Source organism: Rhizobium sp. PK7-22, assembly GCF_056530405.1.
The window spans coordinates 685,907-708,591 of sequence record NZ_CP096513.1; the positions used below are offsets into that span (position 1 = coordinate 685,907).

Sequence of the window (22,685 nt, forward strand, 5' to 3'; positions counted from 1 at the left end):
ATCTGGACCAACATTAATGCAGCTTGCTCGGCTGCACTCACTACATCGAGCCTGGCGGGCTAACGCGGAATGATAAAGCGGGTCCAATCCTGCTGAAACTCAACAAGGCTTCTTAAATAGCCGCAGCCAAAGCCGTTTTCAGCTCCTCGACGCCAAATGGCTTCAACAGCAAAGCTGTGCGCGACATGTCATCGAGCGTTGGGCTTTCGGCCCTTCCAGTGGCGAAGACAATCCCGATTTCCGGCCACTGTGCCCTGAGCACTCGGCAGAACTCCTCACCAGACATGCCTGGTAATCCAAGGTCGGTCACAACGACATCGATCTGCTGGCCCCCAAGATGACGGAGTGCCTCTTCAGCGGAAGCTGCCTCGATCACGTCATACCCCAGCTCCTGCACCATATCCGCATTGGACATACGGATTAGCGCATCATCCTCGACAAGCAGTATCCGTAGCTTTGCCAACGTAACGTTTGCTTCGGATGGAGCCTCTGGAGCCAGCCTCCGTCCGACCTCGATCCGCTGCTTTCGATTGTTCAATACATGCCGTATCTTCCGCGCTAACGTTTCACGGCTGTAAGGCTTCGATAGAAGCTCGACCCCCGGGTCAAGTCGGCCGCCGTGAACAATCGAATTCTCGGTATAGCCAGACGTAAAGAGCACCGCGAGACCAGGAACCCGTTCGACGGCTTTGCGCGCAACGTCCGCTGACTTCATAGGTCCTGGCATGACAACATCCGTGAACAAAAGATCGATAGGTATCCCGCTGTCGATCACTGTCAGCGCTGACGCGGCGTCCCTAGCCTTAAGCACTTTGTACCCCAAGTCGGTCAGGAGTTCGACAACGGTGCTTCGAACTTGCTCGTCATCCTCAGCCACCAGGATGGTTTCGCTGCCGCCGGCGATGGAGCCGTGGTCATGGACGACTGGAACGTCCTCTTGCTCGGTCGAGCGCGGGAAGTACAGCCTGATTGTCGTACCCTCCCCCACTTCGCTGTAGATCTTGATGTGACCACCAGATTGCTTAACGAAGCCGTAAACCATCGACAGACCGAGGCCTGTACCTTTGTCGACCGCCTTCGTTGTAAAGAACGGTTCGAACACATGATCGAGTATATCCGCCGGAATGCCCGAACCTGTGTCAGTCACGGCGAGCATCACGTACTGACCGGGGCTGACTTCTTCATGTTGTCTTGCATAGGCATCATCCAGGAAAACGTTGCCGACCTCGATCGTCAATTTTCCACTGCTGTCCATCGCGTCACGGGCATTGATGGCCAGGTTGAGGACCGCGTTCTCGATTTGGGCCGGATCGATGAAGGTATTCCAGAGGCCGCCACCTCTGATCGTTTCAATTTCTACCCCTTCCCCCAGCGTCCGTCGCAGCATGTCCTCCATGTCGGAGACAAACCGCCCAATGTTAACAACACGTGGGTCAAGCGGCTGCTTTCGGCCGAACGCCAGAAGCTGGCTTGCGAGTTTTGCCCCCCGTTGCACCCCTGCGAGCGCGTTCGCTATCCTCTTCTGCGGGCCTGGTTGTCCGGTAACATCCTTCGACAGCAGTTGCAGATTGCCTGAGACTACCTGCAATAGATTGTTGAAGTCATGCGCGACCCCGCCTGTCAACTGGCCGATCGCTTCCATCTTTTGTGCTTGCCGCAGGGCGCGTTCAGCCTCACCTCGCTTGGCTGTCTCTTCTCGCACCCGCTGCTCCAATTCTTCGGCATTGGCCTGCAGCAGCTCACGCGCTTCTACGATGTCCTGGATGTCCGTGCAGGTTCCAAACCATTGGACGGTCCTGCCAGCGTCATCCGTTATCGGCGTACCGCGAGTTTTGAACCAGTGATACATTCCATCGGCCCGCCTGATCCGGTATTCGATGTCATAGGGATGCTCCCCTGTAACCGCACCGAGCCAGTGATCCGTCGTACGATTCCTGTCGTCCGGGTGAATAACGCGCTCGAGCCATTGCACGCCCATCTGCTCCTGCGCCGGCAAGCCGGTATACTCAATCCACTGGGGACTGAAATAATCGCATTGCCCATCGGGGGTGGCGGTCCAGACAAGCTGAGGAAGGGACTCGGTCAGGGTTCGCAGGCGATGTTCACTTCGTCTTAGAAGGAATTCGCCCCGCTTGCGTTCCGTCACGTCGTGCGCTGTAAGCGACACACCAATGATTGCCCCATCCGGATCCCGGATCGGTGTGTAACTGAGCTCGAGCCAGCGCTCGACCTGTTTGCGAACGACAAAAACTTCGATGCCTGATCCCGTCTTTCCTTCCGTGGCTTGCTGTAGAAGATCCCTGAGGACAGAACCGACTTCGGCCGACACATGTTCAAAGGGCGTCCGCCCAAGTGCTGACGTGGCGTCCGTTTGGAAAAGGCGCTCCGCCGCTTCGTTCCAAGCTGTGATGTGTCCATCGAGCGAGAGCGCAATGAAAGCCTCTGGTGCTTGGGCGAGCAGCGTGGCCAGATATCCCTGAGAGAGCGCGACCTGACGCAAGCGGATGTCCTGCGCGCGTCTTGCCGCCTCGGCAGATGCGTTTACCGTCACTTGACGGTTAATTCGATCGCGAAGCGCCGTCATGGAGTTTCGCCGCTCTGAAATCTCCGCGGCTTTGATGATGATTTCGGCAAGCACTTTTGGCGGTGAACTGGCGTCGGCCGTCCATGCCCCTGCAAGCCTGGGTATAAAAGGTAAACTCTCGCGAAAGCGGTTCAACCGATTGGGCGGGGCAAGAAACATAAGCTGGGTCTGGGGTTGCCGCGCCAAAATACGCTGTGCCGTTGCAAGTGCGCCTGGTTTTTCCGAATCCACAATCACGACGGCATAAGGATATGGCGCAGTCCCCTCAGAAAGCACGCCTACCGTCAGCGTCGCAAAACGGGCCGCCTCCCGGACCGTTGCTTCGCCTTCTGCTTCTCCAAAATAACCGACTGAAATCATACCAAGCTCAAAGCAAAGGCAGGCCGAGCAGGGATCTACCGAGCCAGGTCTGAAGCAAATGGGTCGTCGGCGCCATTACGTGCGCTGCCCGAGCGTCTCGGTGCAGCCGGGTGATCCGACTGTTTTCCGCATAACCCCGCCCGCCCATCAGTACCATCGCCGTTTCGGTGACTGAGGTGACGGTTTGAGCGACGCGGGCCTTGGCCGCGAAAAGGCCGAGTGCCGCATCTGTGGCGCCGGCGTCAGCCTCACGGGCTGCGTTGCGAACGAGCTGACGAGTCGCTTCCACTTCCGTCCATGCTTCAGCGATTTGATGCCACAGAACCGGCACCTCGCTCAGGGTCTCTCCGGTATGGCCATGGGCGCGGGTGCGAAGATGGTCTATGGCGAGCTGAAGCGCTGCGCGGGCAATTCCGAGGTAGACACCAGCCATCGCGATCAGGAAGTACGGAGCGACGACCTCAAAAACATACCAGATCTGATCGCCTTCCGCGCCGAGCAGATTGGATTTCGGTACCCTGACTTCATTAAGGGCAACCGGTCGTGAGCTATTGCCGCGCATTCCGTAGCCGTGCCACGGCTCGCGCCATTCCAGACCAGCTGCGCCAGCCTCCACGGCCAGACAGCTAAACGATCCAGGATCAAGCTCTCCGCCGGGCGTTACAGCCGACACAACATAGGAATCTGCATATCCCCCACTTGTCACAAAACTCTTGTTGCCGGAGATAATGAAGCTGTCACCGTCGGGCCGGAACTGGCTGGTCGGCAGGAAGAAGTGAACGCCGGTGGCAGCTTCGCTTAAAGCTAACGACGTGATGTGTTGACCACGGGCGATCGGAAGAAGAAACCGCTCCTCCTGTTCCGGCGTCGCCTTAGCCGCAAGGACTTTGGCAGCGACGCTATGCATACCGAAGCACATTGCTGTGGAACTACAAACGGCGCCCAGCTCTTCCGTCACCACCGCCAGTGCCAGCAGGCCTTCCTCAGAACCTCCAAGGCGGCGCGGCATGTGGAGGCCAGTCAAGCCAGCTTTCGCGAGGGCGGCCATCCCCGTTTTCGGCCAGACGCCATCCCGGTCGACTTTGTCCGCCTCCGGCGCCAGATCCTGCCGTGCTACGTCGGCCGCAACAGCCTGGAGCTCTATCAGCGTTGAAGCGAGTCCGGAGCTTTGCATATTCTGCCTCGATTGCGAAAGTGGGCTATATAGCATCTCCGCGTTCTAATTGTAGAGGGCTAGCCGAATCATCCTCTAATGGCGGCGGTGGCGCTGGCTTTCCGCTAACCTCTCTCTCTACCGTTGGAAAGGCCTGCTTGTTCCATAAGTGCTTCACGTCATTGCCGTCGAGAGGAGACCTCAGCGACGCCTGACCAAAGTGTAAGAAAGCGTCTCTCTCAGCCCCAGCACACTGGGTGCGCTCATCACTACAAAAATCTTCTCCCAGAGAGAACTGCTAGTCGAAGGGCGGTGCGTGCTGCCCGGTTTTGATCCGCGTCAAAGCTACAGGTACCAAAAGAGCTACCCTGTAACTTCAGCATGAGGCGGGCGGAGAAACTCTATGAATAAAGCGCCACAGGCTTGCCATCCTTGTTGCGCCAAATATTACCGTCGTCCAGCGGCGAGTTCTCGAAGTTGAATCACCGAGCCATCTCAGAGCAGCCTGCCCTCTCCCGCACAGTCAAGAGCAGGCTGCTCGACTGGGAGACCTGTTCACGATGGTACTCGCGCCATACGACAGCTCCGCCGCGTTCGCGGGCCGCATTAGGAAGGAAACACTCTACGCCACCGCCTTGCCACAAATTGGCGCACTTGGTGCTTTCCATTTTCAACTGGTATGCAGTTGTTAGCCAACTGTGACGGATCTCCAACCACTCTCTTTGCTTGTCTTGATCCCCTAGACCTCGCTAAAATCCGTTCATGGATATTGAGCGAATAGAGCCTCCAGGAGGCGCCCCTTCGCGGGAGGACGTCCAAAAATTACATCCGGCCATCGCCGAACAAGCGGAGCGATTACTTGGTGGCCGAACGCGTGCTATACGCTTGGATGGCGTACTGGCACGCCTTTACCGTGAGCGTTCGTGGCGGCAGGCTTCAAAAATCATCCGTTCTTGGATGGTCTGGGTGATCGTACTCAACGTTCTAACATTGGGAGTCAAGGCCGCTTTGCTCCCGAGCGGAACAGTGGCGTCGATGCTATTCCCAGCGCTAATTCTACCGCCCGCAGCTTTCGTCGCGGCTGTCGCAATGCGGAAGCCACATGGCTGTGGCTACAAGGCATCATCGTTCTTAGCAGCGTCTTTCTAATCCTCCTGTCCGTCGCGCTAGTGGGCGTTAATACGGGAGGGGAGTTCCATGAACGACACTTGACGATCAAGCTTTTCGTCGCCGTCACTGCCATTGTGATTTTCCCGATTCCGCTTCCATGGGCAGTTTCAATTGCGGCCTTCGCCATGGGTCTTTTGTCATTTTTCAGCTGCAGAATCCAGCAATTGAAATCGGAAGCGCTGTAGCGGGTTCGTTGTTTTTCACGACTGGGTTAGCTGCAACGGTTGTTGCCCGCCAAACGGCAATAATCCTAGCTCACAAGACTTTCTTGCTCGAATTGCGACAGGAGCGGATCTTACCGATGCCAACGCCCGACTTGAACTCCTAGCGCGAACGGATCCACTCACTGGTGTGGCAAATCGAGATCAATGATGGAGGTGCTCGATCGCTTCTGGGGAGAGGCCTCAGAGCGAGACTGGGGCGCTACGCTGCTGATGTGCGAGTCGATGACTTCAAGCACCTCAACGACACTCTCGGGCATGCTGAGGGTGACCTTTCTCAGAAGGTTACATTCAGCCGCTCGGCCGAAAGGTCGGGCGGCTTTTCGTTGCTGTGAAGGCGTTCGATTGGCCATAGAGCCTCTTGCAAAATCTGACAGCCGACATATTGTCGCAGATGAGGGCCTGGGAGGGGCCTCTGGTGGTATGCCATTCGAGGAGGCGAGACTGGCGACGCTTCGGCGTCGTCTCCCATCATCACGATCGAACGAAGCAAGCGGCGACGCGCTTTCATTCAGTACGGGAACCCACAACTATATCGTCAGTTCGACCAACGCGCCGGAACTGAGTCTCCACGGCGCGGAGCGCGCGGAACCTACGCGCCTGGGGTTACCGCGCGCTCCCCCTCTCTGCTATGACGCCGATGCTGAATTAACCGCAACTGTCAATCTGAGTTGCCCTTATCAGACCAGCGCCTATCGTCCGCGTGGGTGGCCTGGGGAGGATTTCCCAAGGACAGAGGCGGCGAAGCGTCGCCTTTCATCATCAAAAGAAAAAGCCCAATGCAATGTACCAGGCTTTCAGCAACAGGTCGAACGTTGGATCAGTCGAGAACCTGGATGACCGTGTAGTTCTGCGGATCCACGATCACACGGCGCTCATTAACGTAGGCGTAGGAGTAGGACGGGGATTCCGGAATGGGCGTCAGGACGACAGTCTGCGGCAACGGCTGGCCAACTGAGATCTCTTGCTGGACCATGACAGGCTGTGCCGGAATAGGCTGTTCGCGGACGTAGGTCACGACACGCTCTGGTGGCGGGTCGATGGCCGTCCCAGCTGCTGCGCCGACGATGCCGCCGACTGCGGCGCCGATGGGGCCACCAACAACTGCACCTGTGACCGCGCCGCCGACCGCACCATTAACAGTGCTTTCCTGGGCCATTGCGCCGGTGGCGAACATTGCGACTGATGCACCCAATACTATAAATTTATTCATGACCATCTCCTTTTGGTTGTGGCTGGTCAGTGAACGTGGACGGGTCCCTTGTGTTCCGCCTTAGGACTTAGGTCTGACACTTCGGAGATCGTGCACTGCAGTGTGGCCGCTACTGGATGAGCCCGCGCACGGCAGCATCTGCCTGCTCAAGGCGACGGACATCGTAGCAGAACTCGGTGTGCAGCGCCGCCTGTTCTTGACCGGAACTTTCCTCCGCCCCCGCAGTTTCAAACAGGCGTCTCCCGACGCTTGGAACGCGTTGCACCATCTTCTCATTGTGGCTTGTACCCGCCGCGCGTTCCGACTTCCATTCATCCACGTGTGGCACGCCGCATATTATATGAATGACAGAATCAGAGAACATTCCCTTCGCGCCCGAGGACCTCCAGTTGCTCCAAGACGTCTACGAAGAAGCCTGCGGTATCCGTAACATCGAGAAGGCGGATGCAGGAGCGGTCGGCAGCGAACTCGTTCAGCTTTACCAACTGGGAGTTCGGGACGAGGAGCAGCTAAAGGCCTTGATCAGTTAAAGGCTACTTCAGCTTTCGCGCCCTGGCCTCCGTGAGTAGCACATCCTCTTTCGCCAGGCGCAGCGCCCGCAAGCGCTCAGTTTTCTTCTCGCGCTTTAAAGCCTTTTGTCGATGATCTCCAACGCGGCCGCGTCATGAAAAAAAGCCTGCGGCATATGCGATGGATGAGATCCAAAACCACCTTCTCGCGGCTCGCTTGTTCGAAAACGCTTACGCTCATACCACATGCGCTGATCTGCTACACGGCGCGTTAAAGCGTAGTCCTTTCGCTGATCAAGAGAGAACTCACGCGAGGTCTGCAGCTCGTTGGGAAGTTGGTCCCCCGCGACGGTCAATTCGCCCACTGCATCGGCCACATCTCGGTTGGCAGTTAGAACATCCCTTACCAGGCGCTGTTAATCCCGACGAGCATCTACTGCGCGGTCATCATCGAAGCGCTCTGCGCGCATGGCGAACCGCCAGGTTACCGACTTTGAACCTCGCGATGGGGAGAGCGACAATCCCGATCCGAAACTCCGGACCTATCTTCGCACTACACGTCCCTCGGGACTTTTGAGTATTATCGCGAGGGTATAGCGGCGCACAGGGCACGATATCGACGCCATGAAATCATCAGGGCCAATCTCCGTGGAGATCACGATCCTTGCAGATTACGCGTCCGAGAACCTGTTGATCAAAGCCCGACGTAAATTTCGCACGACGTGGGTCGGCGGTCACTGGAAGTTGAGGGCCGATACGCGGGTACGCATCAGATACGGTCCCTCGCAAGCGAAAGCGCATCTATTCGATGCTCGCCGACCTCGAATAAGGGTCGGCCGACGAGCCGGAAAGCCTAGCCACCCCCGGGTCCGGGTCCCGCTCATTTACGTTGGCGTCTCGGAACCAACGTAGTGCTTCGCGCCATCCGCCGTTTGTGCTTCCAGTCACTAAATAGACCATGGACGTCTCGGCAATTCATCCCATGACTAATGGCCGCCGGCTGTTCCTTCCGATCTCATCAGGCCCTTGATGGCTTTCCAGGCGGGCGAAATCCCATATTCCGCAATGGGGATGAGCACAGCCCCGATCGCCAGTCCGATCAGCCCGTAGCCAGCCGACTCAACTGCCCACGTAAGTACCGACGAGATCGTCGGCACGGAATGAGCAGCGACTTCTGACCAGTGATCAATGACGTGCCCGATCTGAGGGAGGCCGAAGCCCTCAAGCCCATGCACGATGATGCCGCCGCCGACCCAGATCATGGCCGCGGTGCCGACGACGCTGAGAACGGACATCACGACTGGCATGGCTTTGACCAGACCCCTGCCGAAAGTGCGGGCTATGCCGGCGTTATTGGCGGCGAGCGAGAGACCGAAGTCGTCGGCCTTCACGAGTAAAGCAACAGTGCCATAGACGGCGAAGGTGATGCCGAATGCCACAAGCAGGAGGATAATCGCCTGAGCGACCAGACTCTCGTTTGGTAGTTCTGCAAGCGCAATAGCCATGATCTCGGCGGACAGGATGAAGTCCGTCTTGATCGCACCTGCGACCTTCTCGTCTTCAAGCGTCTTCGGGCTCACCGCGACCGAAGCCAGGTGGGTTTCATGGGCGTGCGCCTGGTGGGGCGCCAAGAGGTGGTAGATCTTTTCGGCACCCTCGTAACATAGGTAGGCGCCGCCGATCATCAGCAACGGCGTGATCGCCCAAGGCAGGAAGTAGCCGAGTGCAAGCGCTGCCGGCAGCAGGAACAGAAGCTTGTTCTTGATTGATCCCTTTGCAATCTTGAATACGATGGGCAGTTCACGATCGGCAGAAAATCCCTGCACATAGCGAGGTGTCACGGCTGCATCGTCAATCACTGCGCCGGTGGCCTTCAAGCCGGCCTTCATTGCCATTCCGGTGACGTCGTCAATCGATGCCGCCGCCACTTTCGCAAGTCCCGCAACATCGTCCAATAGGCCAAGCAAGCCAATGCTCAAGGCAGTCTCTCCTGTCTTGTCGTCCAGTTCAGCATCAACGGCCTGCAACTGCGGCTGTTCCGCTTGATCTCACCGTGCCTGCAAGAGCCATGTTACTCACGAAAGCGACGGAAAGACATCCAGCTTCATGAAGTTCAGGAACCCGATCTGGTCACGCGTCACGTTATGGATGTAGATCTCGTCGAACCCGCACGAGGCGCATTCTGCAACAGCTGCAAGCAATTCATCCGGGTCGGTCACGAGATCGATCACCTCGTCTATGTCCGCAGGCGCGACATTACTGGTGATTGAATCGAAGTCTTCCGGGCGGCGCAGGTCAGCGAGTTGGTGTGGGGGAACTGCTGCGTGGCGCCATTGCTCCCAAGCAGCCATTCTCGCTTCCTCTTTGCTTCTGGCCCATGATACCTGTAGCTGCAGCGCCAGCGGTTTTCCTTCGCCGCCGTTCTCCTGGTAGAGCTTGACGAGCTCCGAGAGTTCCTCCTTCGACTTCCGCACTGTGACGAGGCCGTCGGTCCATGATCCCATCCAGGCAGTAGTTTTTCTGGTGAGGGCGGCGCCGTAGATTGCAGGCGCTTTCGGAGGCGGCGACCAGAGTTTTGCCGCGTCGACTTGAACCCAGGAATGGTGCGCCGTGACCTCCTCGCCTTGCAACAGCGCGCGCATGAGGTCCGTTCCTTCACGTAGCCGTTCGTTGCGCTCGACCTTTGCCGGCCAGCCTTTTCCCACGACGTGCTCGTTCAATGCCTCGCCGCTTCCAACTGCGATCCACTGCAGACGACCCGGAAACATGTCAGCGACTGTCGAGACCAGATGCGCAAGCACCGCTGGGTGATAGCGCCAGCCGCCCGGGATCGCCAGGCTACCAAACGGAACAGAGGTTCTGGCCATAGCTGCTCCGAGCCAGGCCCAATTGTTACCGGAATTCCCCTGCCGTACGCTCCATGGCGCAATATGATCCGACGTCGTCACTGCCTAGAAGCCGGCATCCTCAGCCAGAGTGACGTAAGCAAGCAGCTCGCTCGGCGAAAACTGCTCGTGCGATGCATGGTAGCCGATGATCATCCTCTTCCGCTCCTGTACCTACTCGGTTGAACACGCCGATGCTTCTGCTCACGTCCTGACGTATCCGTGAGCCGGGGAACACGCAGAGGGCGTCTTCGTTCCTATGGCTAATTAGTTGCGACCGCATGCGAAGCAGTACGTTGAACAAACCGACTTTCATCTCCGTTTGTAGCATCAACGCCGATTTCAATTCGAGATAACGCAGGATATTTCCAACGGCGGAACTCTTCCACCAGAGGGCTTCGGACAGCGTGCGGGCGGGAGATGACCAACCTCTTTGTGAGACTGCCGGTTGGCAAGAGAGCGACGTCTGCCACTGATCTTTCGATTGCATCTGCCCTGAGGTGTCCTCTGCGGCTCAGACATAGCAGTCGGAACTTCTGCGACCGTTCGCTGTTCCGCTTTACATCCTGTGCCTCGAACTTGGCCACTGGAGACCGTGTCCGTGCGGGACCGAATTGATGATGACGATCATCGTTAACCGTCACCGGTCACACAATTCGGAAGTCGAAGGAACAACAAATGTCCCCAGAAATGAAAGAGTGCATCGACAACTGTCTGGCTTGCTACAGAGAGTGCACCTCGACGGCGATGGGTCACTGCCTGCAGATGGGCGGAAAGCATACAGAGCCGAAGCACTTTACGCTGATGATGGCTTGCGCTGAGATCTGCCGGACGTCGGCTCACTTCATGTTGCTGGGAAGTGAGCATCACAAACATACCTGCAAGGAGTGCGCCGAAATCTGCCGCCAATGCGCTGACGATTGCGACCGCGTGGGTGACATGCAGAGCTGCGTGGAAGCCTGCCGCACTTGCGCGAAGAGCTGCGAACGGATGGCTGCTTAGCAGCGGCCTGGGCTCCGCCTAATCAGGTGCGCTGAACCCGGCAGTGCCGGCAGGACTGCTGGGCGCAATTTAATGTGGCTTGGAGCTCACTAGCGACCAAGCTCCTGACAAAGAAAACTGGTCGCGGTCATGCTCGCCGAGGCGGCCAAGACCGTCGCAAAGGCGGATATCGTCCTCGTGCTCCCGAGTGAGGGGCGGATCACCCGACTTCCTGGCAATCGCGGCCAGCGCGATCTGGCCGCATAGTTCCGGCGTAAGAGTCGCCGCGCGCTGCTTGTTGAAAGCCTCTTTCTCTTCCTTAGCAAGGGTTTTCGCCTCGAACGTATCAGCTAAAGCCTCTAGTTCTGATTGGCGCTGGGCGGCAAGCTGGGATTGGCGTTCGGAAAAGAAGTACCAAACCACAGCAATGATGACCACAGATGCCCCAGCGATCAGTGTTCTTGAGACTTTGCCCATACGTTTCTCCCGTCCCCGCAACCCGATAAGAATTGCCTGGCCTGACTGACGGGCTTTTTGTTCTATAGAAGTGATGCCTCTTGAGCGACCGACGTGCGGATCTAGTGATTTCCAATGAACTCGAAGTCAACGGATACGCCTCCCGGGATCCCTACCGTAAAGCCACTGACCCGGATGAACCGGTTTGCTGATAGTGTCTCTCGGAGTTCTTTAACCGTCGTGATTGCCTTCCTCGTAAGTTCCGCCACGTTGGACGTCCCAAGAGCGGCGGCCATCATCTCATTTGTCTCGCTCAGTTCGGCAAGCTTTTGGGCGTTCAGCTCAATAGTTGCTACTGCGGTTGTAGGAGGCTCAGCCAAGCCGACAGAGGCGGTGGCGAGCAAAAAGCAAAGTTGCGATGAAGAAGGATTTCATGACGTTCCTCGGTCCGATGCCAGTTCTAAGAACGCCCGGCACGAGAGGTTCGCCCAAGCGTTCGCCAAAGGCAAGCATTCACACGGCAAGCGCGTAGCGTCGGGCGGAATAGAGGTTTCTTGAATCGCCGCATCTCGGTCTGAGAAGGAAGCCGTTCTTGGAGGAGTGGTGATGATTAACCATCTACAAGCCTGAACAGGCGGCAGATCTACCTGGCTTTCGTAATCAATCACGCTGCGGCGTGGCACTCATCACCACTGAAAGCCCGGCGTGATTACGCCGGGCTTTCAGTATTACGGTAGCGCGTGGATCAGTCGAGAACCTGCACAACCGTATAGCTCTGCGGATCAACAATCACCCTGCGCTCATTTACGTACGTGTAGGCATACTGCGGAGCCTCAGGAACCGGCGTAAGCACGACAGTCTGTGGCAGGGACTGACCAACAGCGATCTCCTGCTCGACCACGATAGGCTGGGCCGGCACGGGCTGTTCGCGGACATACGTGATAACCTGTTCTGGTGGCGGATCGATTGCCGTGCCTGCTGCGGCGCCCACAATGCCGCCAACGGCTGCGCCTACCGGTCCGCCGACGATGGCGCCGGTGACCGCTCCGCCAGCCGCGCCGTTGACAGTGCTTTCCTGCGCCATAGCACTGGTGGCGAACATTGCGACTGATGCGGCTGCGATGATAATCGTTTTCATGGCCATCTCCTTTTGGTTGTGGATGGCCATAGAACGATGTTGGGCCGGTCGCGTTCCACCGTAGGACTTAGGTCTGACACTTCGGGATCGTGGGCTAGTATCGGACCTCTATTGAACGAAACTGCGGACAGCAGCCTCTGCCCGGTCAAGGTAGCCTACATCGTAGCAAAACCTACTGTGCAGAGCCGACTGGTTCGCCAACACCGCCGTCACGGCTGCCAGCGTCAAGCCGAAGCCGATCCCGGACAGCAGCAGGGCCTTCAGCACACGAGGCGCTGGGTGGGTCTTTCGTGGGCGCTCCGGCACCGCGATTCGGATCATGCGAATCCCCCTATTATCTGGCGGATACTAAAGCCCGTGGGTGGTCTCCGGGGAAGGGGAAAATCGGCGGCTCCAGCTCAAGGCGGCGCCATGGCCGCACTTTTGTTTGCGACTTCGATTGTTCCGCAGGGGCAGTCGTAATGCCGTCTGTGAAGACCCCGCAGGTGTCTGCTTGCTGGAGTAACTCGTAATAGCCGAAGCTCCTCTTGCGCGCACTCGGCGGAAACGATCGGGACGATGCAGCGTCCTTGCGGATAGCCGTGAATGCTTTTAGCATTTGCAGGGAACCATCAGGCGTTGTCGTCCATTTCGATGCGAAACATATGGAGACATGCCATGGCTTATCATCATCATTTCCGCCAGGCCAAGGGCGGCTCCAGAACAGTTATTCTATTCATGGTGCTTGTGCTTGCCGGTGGCAGCGTTGTTGCCGCAACATTAGAAACTGAGCCTTCCGCCGCGCGAGTCTATCTAGCCCAGGATCTGGCGCCTAGCTTTTCTGCGGCCCGCTGACAGTTCGATGGTGTAGGAGGTCAACCTGAGTGGCGCTGAGTCGGCATTATGACTAGTCATGAGCGAGTTCTCCTGCGAGATGCGCGACCGCTTCCATCTTCTGCGGATGGTGAAGTGCCTTTGGGCTGCGTTTCGTCGCACCTAGGTCTGGCGCTTCGGCAATTGTGTTCTGGTGTCAGACCTCTTGTTGGATGAGGCCGAGGACACAGCCCCTGCCTAATCAAATTAAGTGGTCCTCATAGCAAAACCTACTGTGCAGTGCCGAGTGGCCAACAACGCCGTCACGACTGCCAGTGGCTAGCCTGAGCCGGTCCCGGTGTTGGAACAAACTTTGAGTTACCGCTAATCCAGAAAGCTGATGCCGACCTCATTCAGCCTTTGCCACCTAATGCGGCATCGCCGTTTCGTGCCGTCCGGGTATTCCATGACAGCCTCTTCCGGAAGGCTGATCCCGATCTCGGTGATCAACTTCAAGCCTCCCTTTGCTTCATTGGAAACTGCACAGTCCACTGCCAATCTACCTGCCGACAATCGTCCGCTCCATACTCGAACGGTGCGGGGGTATCGTCTACGTTCGGCGCGTTCTCTCAACGGTCACTCCATGGTTCCGCCCGTTGTGCCTTCGAAGTGTTTACATAGGTTCGCCGAATTCGATCGAATTTTACGTTCCCGCCTAATGTACGATTGTCTTGGGTGAGGAGTTCAATTTCCGTGCGGTCACGGTTCATATGGGCGTCCTAAGCCCGATCAGGTAGGTGGGCTGGGGCGAGTGTTCCGTTGGAAGTGCGGATGGACGGCCTACTGACACTGACGGCGAGGACCTCCCCCGTAGGGCTGGTAGGTGTTGTCTTCCGGCCGATATGAGCGGTAACGAGCAAAGCACGATTCCGCATGCTCCGACGTGCCATAGCTGGTTGGCCTGCCCTCCAGAGCGGCTTGCTCGACCTCGCGGTCGACTTGAGCGCCGATTTCTTCAGGGAAGCGGTCTGACGCTGCTGGCAGCGGTGAGACTGCGTCCTCAAAGGCTATATCGTTAGACATTGAGCCTGCGGAGAAGGGCGATTCGCATTGCCTGCGGCCACCACTGTAGGGCGTGTAGCTGTTGTCTCGGGGGCGGTACGACCGATATCGCGATGAACACCACTCAAGGTGCGCTTCGCTCAGCAGCGGCTCGTTGCGATCTGCTGCCGCTGTGGTCTCTTGATCAGGGGCAATGGAGCCCGTCATGTTAGGGTCTACCTCGGCCGGAGTAGTGTCGGCCATGTCCAGGGCAGCATTTTCGCTGAGATGAGCGAGGGACGTTTCGTCATTAACAGCTACGTCCCGTTCCGGGGGAGCATCACGACTGGGAAGGCGGTCGAGGTCCTTTCGTGCTTGGTCGACCTTTACCGGGTGGTTCGTCCAAAGATCGGTCGTATCGGCGCTAGCCAGACCTTTGTTTTCTTCCCCAGCGGAGAGAAAGACCGTTGCCGCCAATAGACCTCCCCCGAACGCTGCGACAGAGAGGCTTAGCCCGCCCAAGATTGTAAGTACCGTCTTCATTCTTGCGCTCCACGTTTGGCTCAGAGGTACAATGCCTACTGTGAGAGCCGGTTCCCTCAAAATTAGGCTCCTGCGGCGGCCCGTCGTAACCCTGGTCGGGCGGACTCTTGGCGCAGACCGTTCTCATATGGCGACGAGGGCGCCTTCCCCGTCCCGGCGGCTTTCGTAAATGTCTGCGGGCGCAGGCTCTGTCGAAGAGCCGCTGAAGCATCTGGAGCTCGGCGGCAGAGATGTGGTTGGTGGAGTTTCGGGGGGAGCGACGTGAGGTGGCATAGTGGATCGCCTGCGAGCTTCGATTTGCCAGAGATCTTCGAGGATCCTGAGCTCGCTATTCGCGGCGTTGCGCAGCACAAGATTGTCGGCCACAGCGCTGACTGCCACCAAGGCTTCTCTTCCTCTGCCTCCCACTCCCACTCAGCAGACCTAGTCGGCGAATGCGTGGCGCGATTTGCGCATCCCCATCCAATCCGGCATAGTCTCGTTGAGCTTGCGGTCTGATCCGGTCTCCGCTACCAAGTGCGGCCCGGGGTATGTCTTCTGCCAAGTCACGGTCGGAGGGTAATGCGGTCAAGTGGAGGTTACAGCATATCCCACTCGACAATATACCCGCGACCATCAAGCAGAGCTTCAAGCTTGGGTTTCTCTGTGGTCGTTCCGCCCCAGTAGTTCCTTGCACTGATTTCCCAATCTTCTTCGTCCGACTGTAGCCAGGCGGCGTCGGCAATGTGAAGATTTTCGCCAGCTGGGATCAGGACTGTTAAGGTTTGTCTGTCTTCGTCTTTGAACACGCCGAGCCGGTCGATGTCGGCCTTCATCACAAACAGGAATGTGGCCTTGAACCGTGATGGCATGTCCGGATATTCGCGCTGCCTAACCTGCTCCCAAAAGTTCTCCTTCTCGCGATCCCGATGAAAATCTGCATAAGGAGTTGTCGCACTGCCTAGACCGCCTACTCTGGCCATAGCAGACATGCTCGAAAACCATCCTCTCCCTACCTTCACGTTGTGTAGAAGGAAGTCGCACTTTCTCGTCGCGTGGTAGAGAGGTGTAGCAAGAAAGTGCAGGTGTGCCATCGAACCCTTTCCAGAATGCGGAATGACTGGCCCGCCACTGGGAAGAGGCGGGGATACGAGGAAACGGCAGCTCCTCATCGACAGCTATCTCGCCCAAGGTAGGAGAAACCTTGGGCGATGCAGTGCCGGAAGTGCCGCCTGTCAATTTGGAAGGATGACGTTGCTCTCGGTACGATTCATTGAAGGCTTTTCGCCGGGGACATGGGACATCGACTTGGTTCGGCTTTCGAGTTCGCCGTCCTTCACGCGCGTCTTGGTTTGCGACTTGCTGAAGGTGCCTTGATCCATGGCCTGCGCCTTGGATTGCGCCTTGAGCTGGTTTGGATTTTCGTTGACCTTTGTCCGGCTGTGCGCCTTGCCGTCTGCGGTAGCGGCACTGCCGCCAGAAGCGATGGAGGACGTTGTTTCGTCTTCGGTTAGACAGGTGCCGGCGGTACCAAGAGTGCTGGCTGAGGTTCCACCTGCCGCTGCGCTTCCACCTGTGCCGACTGTTCCTGCCGTGTCACACTCCTGCGCGAGTGCTGGAGATAGGAAGGAGATGCCGAGTACGGCCGCTGATGTAAAAAGGAACTTGCGAGACATGGGGTACCTACCGAGGTTTGGGTTTCGTGATGTCACAGGTGCCGTCCGATCGGCGTGTGATGACCGTGCCATCGGGTCTGGTGACGCTGGCCGTCGAGAACGATTGGCCATCGCTGGAGCCGGCGGTCGCGGAGGACCCTGTGCTTGATGTCGAGGAGTTTGCGACGGATGAGGTTGTTCCCCCACCGGAGTGTGTCGTGGTCGTGCGTCCGTTGAGGGTCGTCGATGAAGACACCGTTCCCCCGCCGGCTGTAACCGAAGAGGATAGGCCGCTTCCCGTTGCTGTCTCACTCTCTATGCCTTGGATGACGGTGCAGGTTGTCCCGTCATCCAAGGTGACCTGCTCCGACGAAGCAGCGACAGCGATTGTACCGATGAGAATGATCGGTAGGGCAATAGGCTGTCTCAGTAGCGCTTGAACGTATCGCATTTTGCTCTCCTTCAAGAGGGCTGGTTCCGGAATTCACCGGAACCAGCGAACGCTAGATCAGCAGGTGCCGCCGTTCTTCTTCGCTTGGCCCGGAGGGCAGTCTTTGTTGCTCGTGTCATCCTGTGCAGCGCCTGCGGCACTGCCGGCCGTGCCGACAGAACTGCCAGACGTGCCGCCGCCAGCGGATGTGCCGCCGGTGCCCAGTGTCGAGGCCGAGCCGGAGCCGCTCCCTGTGCCGGCGGCCGATCCGCCGGTGCCGACCGAGCTGCTGGATGTACCGCCGCCCGCGGAGGTGCCGCCCGTTCCAAGAGTGGACGCCGATCCAGAACCGCTACCCGAGCCTGCGGCGGATCCGCCTGTGCCAACAGAGCTGCTCGACTCCCCACCGCCAGCAGAGGTGCCGCCGGTGCCAAGCGTCGAGGCCGACCCGGCGCCATCACCGGACCCTGCAGCCGAGCCACCTGTGCCGACTGAGCTACTGGTGGTGCCGCCTCCCGCGGACGAGCCCCCAGTGCCGAGGGTGGAAGTAGACCCCGACCCGCAATCAGTTGCTCCAGGAGCGCAATCCGCGCTGCCCGCAGAGCTTCCGCCTGTGCCAATCGTGCTGCTGGAAGTACCGCCGCCGGCGCTGGTGCCGCCGGTGCCGACGGTGCTGCTCGTCTGGGCGTAGGTCGACATTGCGGTACCGGCGAGAAGCGCCGTAGCAAAGGCAAGGGACGTGACGATCTTCATAGTTTCCTCCTGGGTTATCCGAGTGCTTCTGGCGAATATCTCGCCGAAGCTGATATGAAAACTTTCGTGGGATACACCTGTTCCCCCTTAGGGCTTAGGTCCAGGTTGGTTAGGACGATGGTCGGATGCGCTCCGACCCGGACGGCCGGCTTCTGCCATCACTGCCGCCGGCCTATGCCCCGATGCTGGCTCGGTCTAGACAACCAATCTCGTCGTTCCGAACGATAGATCACAACGACGTTCTCTTCAAAAGATCGGTCGCTGGCCCTACCCGCGCAATAAATCAGCAACCGACTATCAGCCGGAAACGTAAAATTTGGTCGTATGCAGCAAACAGATGTAGAGGATTACCGGGCACAACGGGCAGAACCAAGGGAGTGACCGTTGAAAGACAGCGCCGAACGTAGACGATATCCCCGCACCGTCCGAGTATGGAGCGGACGACTGTCGGCATGTAGCGTGGCTGTGGACTGCAGCGGGATAATGGTGCAGCCGCGTGAGAGCGGCGACCGGATGTGAGGTTGTATAGGCCCGAGAACCGGGCCGGTAATTGCTATGGGCTCAGACCGTGGATCCGCCTACGAAGGAGAAATTCGATGCCACTCGAATGAACAATTGACAAAAATCCTGATGTGAAAGGATACGAACCGACGAGCCCATAGTTCAGCAACTGTAGCGGCATTGATCTTCTAGTTTGCGCAAAAAGTTGTACTCCGCAATGGCCGGCATGGGTGCGTAATCGAAAAGGCGGCTTTCACGCCCGGGTGCCACCAAATCGGACACACCATTGCATCTGGCTTGCCACCTGAGGCTCAGTATCAAGGCGACAGCGAATCCATCATCATGACGGCAGAGATCCCTCTGGACCATCGGTGGAGAAACTGAGCAAACGAAATGTTCGTAGCTCTTTGGCAAGCTCAACATCTATCGGCGCCATCCAGGTGCGTGAGAGCACGTTCTAATCTCCGATGAGGGTACTGAGGCTCCAGTGTGGCTCCAAGGCGTCGAAACATGCTCCACAGCTCAAAAAATTTTGCTTCAAGGTCAGCGGGAACCAACAGTGGCAGATTGCTGCGTTGCCTGATACGCTTTTCGTTGTAGCTCACGCAGCTTCTGGCATTCCTGGTCTGAGGGTTTAGAAGCACAATAACTTTCCGCGCGCTGCCGGTTGAGCGCCATCATCGCGGGGAAATGCTTCTGCACTTCAGCAGATCTTCGGCGGACTTCTGCGTCTAGAACCATACGAGACAATCCTGTTGGATCCATGCCTCCCAGAGTGTTTGCCGCCATGATGTTAGGTGCCAGCGCTTCGGAAGCACGTGCAGCCTCCAGAAAACGAGCCTGCTCCTCTGCAGTCGCCGGTTTGGCGCTATCGAAGTCTTGGGCAACCTGGCGTTCGGAAGGCATGGGCGCCGATTGACAACCGACAAAAAGAGCCGCGATTACGGTGGCAATTGCTGCCCTCTTGATTGCAAGAGTTTGTCGTGACGCTGCTCTGATTGAAAGGGCGACCGGGCCCTCGGAAGAGAACCGGCTGGAACGTAGGCATCGAACCCGATCATTTCTCTCTCCCTTCGGCGAAGCTGGGTAACGGTTCGATACCAATGAGGTGTTGCTATCACTGAACATTGTTAGGCAATGCTGCATCACGCGCCCTTTTCCGTAGCAGCTCATGAAGCTGCACCCTGTGTGACAATTTAACTGCAAGATTTAGATTGCTTAAGGAGCCGGCAGCCTGCCCTTAGCTCGCAGCAGCTCCGCAAGGACCTCAGGGCCCTTCACCCATAATAGAGCGCTGCCTTGCTCACCCTCGACAAAACGCCGAGCGTGCGGAATCCTTTCAGCCATCGTCTTCCCGAAATCTGGGGAATGAACCGGACTTACATCGTGTAGACCGTACCATATATCCACCGGCACACGCAGATCCTCCAGCCGAAACGGCCAAGGATTCCAGGTGTTGACGAGGTCACGGACGTAGCCGGAGGCACCTTGCGAGAATCCTTCCCACAGACAGCGCCTATAGGCGCGGGCAAAAGGTTCGGACCCAAATATCTCGCGATCGCGCTCCGAACTCATTTCCACTACTACCGTCCAGAGCCAGTCAGCGCTGGCGGAACCGGCGACCTTCGCCTCAAACTGCGGCTTGTTGTTGCGAAGCTCGTTGATCATGCTGACGACGGGGGAAGGCAATCGGTCGAAGACCGGCGGATATGCGAAATCATCTTGGGCTGCCACCAAAGCCACACCTTTGACCGCTTCCACCGCGGCAAGCTGGAGCGCATAGGGAGCCCCTTGCGAAAACCCGAGAGCAAGGGGATCCTCAAGTTGAAGGCGCTCGATCAGTACGCTTACATCGGAGGACCAAGTCGAAAAGTCTCCTGATGCATCCAAGTCAGAGCGGCCGAGGCCGGGCCTGTCAATCCCAATGAGGCGGACGCTCAGCCTGTCGAGGGAGTGCTCTGCGAAACCGAGACTGCCGCTCATCCCGGCTCCGGTACAGAAAAGGACGGCGCGGCCGTCCGCTGGGCCCCACTGCGACCACGCTAGTCGACGTCCATCTGGTAGAGCAATGTTGTCCTTCAGCAAGGGAGGGTGCGGCCTGATGCTGCTCATTGCCCATGTCCTGCCATGCGGCTGGCGTCTTGCGAAAATAAGATGTGCTTGCCGTTCAAGGCGAGCATCTCTTCAGTATTCGGCTCCTCACACTTCAATTCCATGAAGTCGAACATGGGGCGGGTGATGGCGAAGGCGTAGGTAGCTCCTTTTTCACCGTTTCGCCTTTCGACACGCGACCATCTTTCCGAGGAAGGCACCTCCAGCCAGTGGAGTTTGATCTTGCACTTGCCGCGGCAGACTTGCGCGACGGTCACACGGTCCTGGAGCCGGGTGAAGCCGAGATCCAACACGACATCCACCCCACGGGAAGCGACCATTAAGGAAGTTGTCACGATACGCGTGTTGCACCGCTCCACCCGCTCAAAGATCCAACCCGGATCGAGGGGGGTTGGCATGTCTGCTCCGAAAAGCGACAACATCCACTCGTCGATCGAAAACCTTACGCCGCCGACTCGATCGGCAAGCATCTCAGCATAGGTCGTCTTGCCGGCACCTATTGGCCCTGCAACCATGTGAATGGTGGACGTCATCATAGATGTGCTCCGCCCGAAGCGTTGTTTCCCTTGAAGATATGCAGCGCCGCGTACTGCAGCAGCATGATCGTCTTGCCGTCACGGATTACCCCATCCGCGACCATCTTCAATGCCTCTTCGATCGTCGGCTCCAGGCGCTCGATATCTTCCCCCTCCTCCGCATTTCCGCCGCCTGTGGATATTTGATCGGCTGCGCAATAGGCGCCCACGAAAAAATGCAAACGCTCGGTTACCGAGCCAGGACTCATGAAGGCGTCAAACACTTGCTTCACGTCAGTAACGCGATAACCGGTCTCCTCCTCCACCTCCAGCTTGATCCGCTCCTCTGGCTCGGCGTTGTCCAGCAGGCCGGCTGGAGCCTCGATGAGCAGGTCGTCATGGCCGTTGACGAAGGCGGGATAGCGAAATTGGCGGGTGAGAAGAACCCTGCGCTGCTCCAAATCGTACAGGAGTATTGTCGCTCCATTTCCACGGTCATAGGTCTCACGGCTTTGCTTCTGCCAGGTGCCATCACTCCTCAAGAAACTGAACGTCGTCTTCTTGAGGACGTACCAGTCATCTGAGAGGGTAGTTACCTCCTGGATACGAAGTCTTTCCGATAGCGTCATCGAAATCTCCATCAGCGCGATTCTGCGCGATATTGCACAGTTTCCATTTTCATGCAATATCGTGCGTATGCCAATATCGTGCAAATTATGTTATTGCCGTCCCACTTTCCGCGCTGGCGCCGGCGCGACCATCCCTCCAAACAAGAGGAACCCATGCTTACAACTGAGCGCAAAGCGCTAATCCTTGACACACTGGCGAAGACGGGGCGGGTCGTCGCCAAGGAATTCAGCGAGAAGCTGCGCCTTTCGGAAGACACTATCAGGCGAGACCTGCGGGAATTGGCGGCTGAAGGGCTGCTCCAGCGGGTGCACGGAGGAGCTTTGCCTGCTTCGAAGGCCTTGGCGGATCTACCCACCCGTCGGCAGGTGTCACCCGACGACAAGGCAGCCATCGCCAAGGCTGCAGCCGCTATGGTCAAGAACGGCCAGATTATCTTCCTCGACGGTGGGACGAGTGCTGTTGCAGTCGCGCGGGCACTACCATCGGATTTGCGGGCAACGGTGGCCACCCATAGCCCCGACGTGGTCGTTGCTCTGCTCGATCACCCCGGCGTGGAGGTCGAGTTGGTCGGCGGGCGCATCTACAAGCACTCCAACGTAGCGGTGGGTTCGGTTGCGATGGAAGCCATTTCCAATATCCGGGCAGACATCTACTTTATGGGCGTGACGGGCGTCCACGCGGACCATGGTTTGACGACTGGGGATCGGGAGGAAGCCGCTATCAAGCGGTTGATTAGCCGCCAATGCGCTGAGACTATTGTTTTGGGCTCGAGGGAGAAGCTTGGTGCAGTCTCTGCCTACAATGTCGTTGCTGTCGATCAGATCGACGGCATAATTGTAGAGAGGAGCAGCCCACGGGATCTGATAGACAATCTAAAAAAATTGGGTGTCGCCATCACGCGAGTCTCTGCCTAACCGGGCAATTAGCTAGCCAGCATATTGGTCTCTGCGTGCTACATCTGCAGTGTTGGGGCCGATTGCAGACCGTCCACGGCTCGGAAGCAAAAAGAAGAACCAGCCGTGCGAGGTCAAGGTCAAGGCAGATCGGATTGTTGATACGACCCC

Annotated in this window: 19 protein-coding genes and 2 pseudogenes; 5 read left to right on the forward strand and 16 right to left on the reverse strand. The window is 57.8% G+C overall.

Going from position 1 to position 22,685, the window contains the following annotated elements; genetic code table 11:
* Positions 1–112 precede the first annotated feature (112 nt).
* Together M1E10_RS03460 and M1E10_RS03465 are read right to left on the reverse strand one after the other, a co-directional pair.
* Positions 113–2,944 (reverse strand): hybrid sensor histidine kinase/response regulator, encoded by a 2,832-nt coding sequence (locus M1E10_RS03460; RefSeq protein ID WP_499172730.1) that lies wholly within the window; start codon positions 2,942–2,944, stop codon positions 113–115.
* A 7-nt stretch (positions 2,945–2,951) separates the two neighbouring features.
* Positions 2,952–4,118 carry an acyl-CoA dehydrogenase family protein gene (locus M1E10_RS03465; RefSeq protein WP_499172731.1) on the reverse strand — a complete coding sequence of 389 codons (1,167 nt, stop codon included), beginning with the start codon at positions 4,116–4,118 and terminating at the stop codon, positions 2,952–2,954.
* A 741-nt stretch (positions 4,119–4,859) separates the two neighbouring features.
* On the opposite strand from M1E10_RS03465, the pseudogene M1E10_RS03470 reads away from it, so the two are divergent.
* Positions 4,860–5,760: pseudogene (locus M1E10_RS03470) on the forward strand (GGDEF domain-containing protein); the annotation flags it as partial.
* A 548-nt stretch (positions 5,761–6,308) separates the two neighbouring features.
* Here M1E10_RS03470 and M1E10_RS03475 read toward each other — a convergent pair.
* On the reverse strand, positions 6,309–6,701 hold the full coding sequence (locus M1E10_RS03475; RefSeq protein ID WP_499172732.1) for a DUF1236 domain-containing protein: 393 nt from the start codon (positions 6,699–6,701) through the stop codon (positions 6,309–6,311).
* Between the two features lie 344 nt (positions 6,702–7,045).
* Here M1E10_RS03475 and M1E10_RS03480 point away from each other — a divergent pair, with 344 nt between their 5' ends.
* Positions 7,046–7,231: a hypothetical protein gene (locus tag M1E10_RS03480; protein ID WP_499172733.1), complete on the forward strand. Its 186-nt coding sequence runs from the start codon at positions 7,046–7,048 to the stop codon at positions 7,229–7,231.
* Positions 7,232–8,196: 965 nt separating this feature from the next.
* Here the strand turns inward: M1E10_RS03480 and M1E10_RS03485 are convergent.
* Positions 8,197–9,189: a DUF808 domain-containing protein gene (locus tag M1E10_RS03485; RefSeq protein ID WP_499173464.1), complete on the reverse strand. Its 993-nt coding sequence runs from the start codon at positions 9,187–9,189 to the stop codon at positions 8,197–8,199.
* 96 nt (positions 9,190–9,285) lie between these two features.
* Entirely contained in the window at positions 9,286–10,158 is an 873-nt protein-coding gene (locus M1E10_RS03490; protein WP_499172734.1) for a TIGR03885 family FMN-dependent LLM class oxidoreductase, read from the reverse strand.
* Positions 10,159–10,773: 615 nt separating this feature from the next.
* Between M1E10_RS03490 and M1E10_RS03495 the strand changes: the two genes are divergently transcribed.
* Positions 10,774–11,097 carry a four-helix bundle copper-binding protein gene (locus tag M1E10_RS03495; RefSeq protein WP_499172735.1) on the forward strand — a complete coding sequence of 108 codons (324 nt, stop codon included), beginning with the start codon at positions 10,774–10,776 and terminating at the stop codon, positions 11,095–11,097.
* A 69-nt stretch (positions 11,098–11,166) separates the two neighbouring features.
* Here M1E10_RS03495 and M1E10_RS03500 read toward each other — a convergent pair whose 3' ends face one another.
* Positions 11,167–11,553, reverse strand: coding sequence for a hypothetical protein (locus M1E10_RS03500; protein ID WP_499172736.1), 387 nt, complete (start codon positions 11,551–11,553; stop codon positions 11,167–11,169).
* A gap of 724 nt (positions 11,554–12,277) precedes the next feature.
* Positions 12,278–12,670 (reverse strand): DUF1236 domain-containing protein, encoded by a 393-nt coding sequence (locus tag M1E10_RS03505; protein WP_499172737.1) that lies wholly within the window; start codon positions 12,668–12,670, stop codon positions 12,278–12,280.
* Positions 12,671–13,327: 657 nt separating this feature from the next.
* On the opposite strand from M1E10_RS03505, the gene M1E10_RS03510 reads away from it, so the two are divergent.
* On the forward strand, positions 13,328–13,504 hold the full coding sequence (locus M1E10_RS03510) for a hypothetical protein (protein ID WP_499172738.1): 177 nt from the start codon (positions 13,328–13,330) through the stop codon (positions 13,502–13,504).
* A gap of 798 nt (positions 13,505–14,302) precedes the next feature.
* Here the strand turns inward: M1E10_RS03510 and M1E10_RS03515 are convergent.
* The 9 genes and pseudogenes from M1E10_RS03515 to M1E10_RS03555 all read right to left on the reverse strand — a co-directional run.
* A pseudogene (locus M1E10_RS03515) lies at positions 14,303–14,659 on the reverse strand (BA14K family protein); the annotation flags it as partial.
* Positions 14,660–15,624: 965 nt separating this feature from the next.
* Complete coding sequence (locus M1E10_RS03520; RefSeq protein ID WP_499172739.1) at positions 15,625–16,017, reverse strand: DUF2441 domain-containing protein; 393 nt, start codon at positions 16,015–16,017, stop codon at positions 15,625–15,627.
* Between the two features lie 243 nt (positions 16,018–16,260).
* Positions 16,261–16,701, reverse strand: a complete 441-nt coding sequence (locus tag M1E10_RS03525; protein WP_499172740.1) for a hypothetical protein — start codon at positions 16,699–16,701, stop codon at positions 16,261–16,263.
* 7 nt (positions 16,702–16,708) lie between these two features.
* On the reverse strand, positions 16,709–17,131 hold the full coding sequence (locus M1E10_RS03530; RefSeq protein ID WP_499172741.1) for a hypothetical protein: 423 nt from the start codon (positions 17,129–17,131) through the stop codon (positions 16,709–16,711).
* A gap of 57 nt (positions 17,132–17,188) precedes the next feature.
* Positions 17,189–17,863: a hypothetical protein gene (locus M1E10_RS03535; protein ID WP_499172742.1), complete on the reverse strand. Its 675-nt coding sequence runs from the start codon at positions 17,861–17,863 to the stop codon at positions 17,189–17,191.
* Between the two features lie 1,044 nt (positions 17,864–18,907).
* A complete protein-coding gene (locus tag M1E10_RS03540; RefSeq protein ID WP_499172743.1) occupies positions 18,908–19,537 on the reverse strand; it encodes a hypothetical protein in 630 nt (209 codons plus the stop codon).
* A gap of 45 nt (positions 19,538–19,582) precedes the next feature.
* Positions 19,583–20,476 (reverse strand): alpha/beta fold hydrolase, encoded by an 894-nt coding sequence (locus tag M1E10_RS03545; protein WP_499172744.1) that lies wholly within the window; start codon positions 20,474–20,476, stop codon positions 19,583–19,585.
* Positions 20,473–21,012: a P-loop nucleotide/nucleoside kinase family protein gene (locus M1E10_RS03550; protein ID WP_499172746.1), complete on the reverse strand. Its 540-nt coding sequence runs from the start codon at positions 21,010–21,012 to the stop codon at positions 20,473–20,475. Before M1E10_RS03550 ends, M1E10_RS03545 begins: the two co-directional genes overlap by 4 nt.
* Positions 21,009–21,620 (reverse strand): NUDIX hydrolase, encoded by a 612-nt coding sequence (locus M1E10_RS03555; RefSeq protein WP_499172748.1) that lies wholly within the window; start codon positions 21,618–21,620, stop codon positions 21,009–21,011. The genes M1E10_RS03550 and M1E10_RS03555 overlap by 4 nt, the downstream gene beginning before the upstream one ends.
* 153 nt (positions 21,621–21,773) lie before the next feature.
* Between M1E10_RS03555 and M1E10_RS03560 the strand changes: the two genes are divergently transcribed.
* Positions 21,774–22,535 (forward strand): DeoR/GlpR family DNA-binding transcription regulator, encoded by a 762-nt coding sequence (locus M1E10_RS03560; protein WP_499173465.1) that lies wholly within the window; start codon positions 21,774–21,776, stop codon positions 22,533–22,535.
* Positions 22,536–22,685: the final 150 nt, after the last annotated feature.

Coding starts and splice junctions, on each gene's coding strand:
- M1E10_RS03500 (WP_499172736.1), bottom strand. CDS start 11,553: ATGGGCAAAGTCTCAAGAACACTGATCGCTGGGGCATCTGTGGTCATC.
- M1E10_RS03480 (WP_499172733.1), top strand. CDS start 7,046: ATGACAGAATCAGAGAACATTCCCTTCGCGCCCGAGGACCTCCAGTTG.
- M1E10_RS03560 (WP_499173465.1), top strand. CDS start 21,774: ATGCTTACAACTGAGCGCAAAGCGCTAATCCTTGACACACTGGCGAAG.
- M1E10_RS03555 (WP_499172748.1), bottom strand. CDS start 21,620: ATGACGCTATCGGAAAGACTTCGTATCCAGGAGGTAACTACCCTCTCA.
- M1E10_RS03530 (WP_499172741.1), bottom strand. CDS start 17,131: ATGCGATACGTTCAAGCGCTACTGAGACAGCCTATTGCCCTACCGATC.
- M1E10_RS03505 (WP_499172737.1), bottom strand. CDS start 12,670: ATGAAAACGATTATCATCGCAGCCGCATCAGTCGCAATGTTCGCCACC.
- M1E10_RS03510 (WP_499172738.1), top strand. CDS start 13,328: ATGGCTTATCATCATCATTTCCGCCAGGCCAAGGGCGGCTCCAGAACA.
- M1E10_RS03465 (WP_499172731.1), bottom strand. CDS start 4,118: ATGCAAAGCTCCGGACTCGCTTCAACGCTGATAGAGCTCCAGGCTGTT.
- M1E10_RS03540 (WP_499172743.1), bottom strand. CDS start 19,537: ATGAGCTGCTACGGAAAAGGGCGCGTGATGCAGCATTGCCTAACAATG.
- M1E10_RS03460 (WP_499172730.1), bottom strand. CDS start 2,944: ATGATTTCAGTCGGTTATTTTGGAGAAGCAGAAGGCGAAGCAACGGTC.
- M1E10_RS03495 (WP_499172735.1), top strand. CDS start 10,774: ATGTCCCCAGAAATGAAAGAGTGCATCGACAACTGTCTGGCTTGCTAC.
- M1E10_RS03475 (WP_499172732.1), bottom strand. CDS start 6,701: ATGAATAAATTTATAGTATTGGGTGCATCAGTCGCAATGTTCGCCACC.
- M1E10_RS03545 (WP_499172744.1), bottom strand. CDS start 20,476: ATGAGCAGCATCAGGCCGCACCCTCCCTTGCTGAAGGACAACATTGCT.
- M1E10_RS03520 (WP_499172739.1), bottom strand. CDS start 16,017: ATGTCTGCTATGGCCAGAGTAGGCGGTCTAGGCAGTGCGACAACTCCT.
- M1E10_RS03535 (WP_499172742.1), bottom strand. CDS start 17,863: ATGAAGATCGTCACGTCCCTTGCCTTTGCTACGGCGCTTCTCGCCGGT.
- M1E10_RS03525 (WP_499172740.1), bottom strand. CDS start 16,701: ATGTCTCGCAAGTTCCTTTTTACATCAGCGGCCGTACTCGGCATCTCC.
- M1E10_RS03550 (WP_499172746.1), bottom strand. CDS start 21,012: ATGATGACGTCCACCATTCACATGGTTGCAGGGCCAATAGGTGCCGGC.